Below are 2,045 nucleotides of genomic sequence, written 5' to 3' on the forward strand. Positions count from 1 at the left end.
CTATTATTTTGATTCGACACCTTAATAATAGCAGAAGGAGTTTTTACCTGTCAAAAAGCCGTTTAACCCTTGACACACAAGGCGTTGACCTGATTTTGAAAAATGATGTTGTTTCTATATAGTATCAAGATAAGAAAAGACCCGATTTCGGCTTCGCCAAAATCGAAAAAGACCGGCTGAAAACAGCCGGCTTTTTTAAAAGCTAAAACATGAAGATCAAAACCATTCTTCCCCCGTAGGGGGGAGATTTTTTTTGAAATTTCATCATTTCAGTCTCCATACGACCAACGCAGCCTCCTCACATAATCAACGCATGATTTACTAGGAGTACGTATTGAACTTGGGGAAGAACTTTTCTAAAAAAAGATTTATAATTAATTTCGAGGTTTTTCTGTGTTTTTCTCACAACATAGTATACTAATAAACATATAGGCAGAAATCGCCTCAAAAAAGAAAGTGAGGTGAATACATATTGGAGATCAACATCCAAATAGAAAAGGACAAAATCGCTTTTGGATTCAAATCCAAAATGATCTTGCCCTTTCTAATAGCAATGACTAATCTTTATCTTTAACCACAGCTTTAGCTGGACCAAGAAAGTGGGCCAACACTTTCTTGGTCTTTTTATTGTTATTATTTAAACCATTATTTTTTGTGTCAGCTGTTAAAATCATTATACATTTTTTTTGCCAAAATGGAAAAAAGCAAAAATGACAAAATAAAAAAAAACAGATCAATAACGATCTGTTTTCCATATCTTCAAGTTGAAAATCTCGATTCTTTATTCTTCATCATGTTGCATTCCTTGAAGCAACTGAAACCTCATCATGGTGCACGAAAGAATACCCCGCTCCAACCAACAGGCTTACAATAAGGACCGCTGAAAAAAGACCTTTAAACTTCATACAGGAAATCGCCCCTTTGAATTTGTCTTTGAGCGCACACCATCTCATTGTAAAAATATATAGAATCTTCCATGCGCTTATCCATAGTATAAAATTCTGCAGCGATTAAAGCTAGCTCTTCAAAATATGGATAGCCTTGTCCTGTTCTCAATGCCTCAAGGGCATTCATGACCTTTTGCCTGCTTCCAGTCTCAATAAATAATGCCTTTAGAACATTTAATAAATCCTGAAACAGACTATCGTTAAATTCTTCAGCTTGCTCCATTGCTTTTCCAAAGAATCCGCGTCCTTCAATCTTTTCATTGTTCCTAAAATGAATCAGAGCTAAATCATAATAAGCCTGGGTAATTTCCTTCGCTCCGCTTATTTTAGCTGCCTTTATAGCCTTGTGATAATAAGGTACAGCCGAAAAAAGGCTTCCCATCTGGTTATAACTATTCCCCATATTCAACAAAGCTTTTGCCTTTAAAGGAGAATGGTCCTCCATACTATCCAGCAAAAATAAAGCTTTTTTCATATGAGAAAGCGCTCTGTCATGAGTCCTCAAATCATCATAATTGCCGGCAATAACAAAATGACACTTGATTCGATGAATTTTATAAGTATCGTGCTTTTTATAAATGTCATATGCCTGTTGCACATAATACATAGATACATGTGTTTGTTTCATATGGTAAAAGACCTCAGCCATTTTAAAATAAAACTCAGCTTTCTCTATTTCATCCAAAACCCTCGAAAGCTTCTTCTCAGCCTTTTTGTATGACTGAATGGCTCTTATGTACTCACCAACAGAAAAATCGTACATCCCTTTAAAAAAGTAAGTGTAGTACTCCATCATTCCAGACAGTTTTTTACCTTTCCCCTCAATCTTTTTTAAATAATCACCTTTATTGATTTTTTTAGAGGGATCAGCTGGAAACAAATAATCAAGCATCATACGGTGTCTGAACTCGATCAGCTGATAATATATAAGCAAATCTTGATTTTCTTCCATTACATCAATCATCTGTTCAACTTCCGCTTTTTCCTTTTCAGCGTTTCTAACATCGAATCGATTTATTTAAATTTTCCACAGATTTATATTTATCCCCACAATAGCATAAGGAAAAACTTACCATACGATTAAAACAGACCCAAAAA

1 protein-coding gene is annotated in these 2,045 nt (G+C 35.0%); it reads right to left on the bottom strand.

The window, feature by feature from the left end; genetic code table 11:
* Positions 1-894 precede the first annotated feature (894 nt).
* Complete coding sequence (locus ACFV2J_RS42530; RefSeq protein ID WP_385443863.1) at positions 895-1,965, bottom strand: hypothetical protein; 1,071 nt, start codon at positions 1,963-1,965, stop codon at positions 895-897.
* Between the last annotated feature and the right edge of the window lie 80 nt (positions 1,966-2,045).

It is taken from the genome of Streptomyces sp. NPDC059668 (genome assembly GCF_042734135.1).
Lineage (GTDB): Bacteria > Actinomycetota > Actinomycetes > Streptomycetales > Streptomycetaceae > Streptomyces.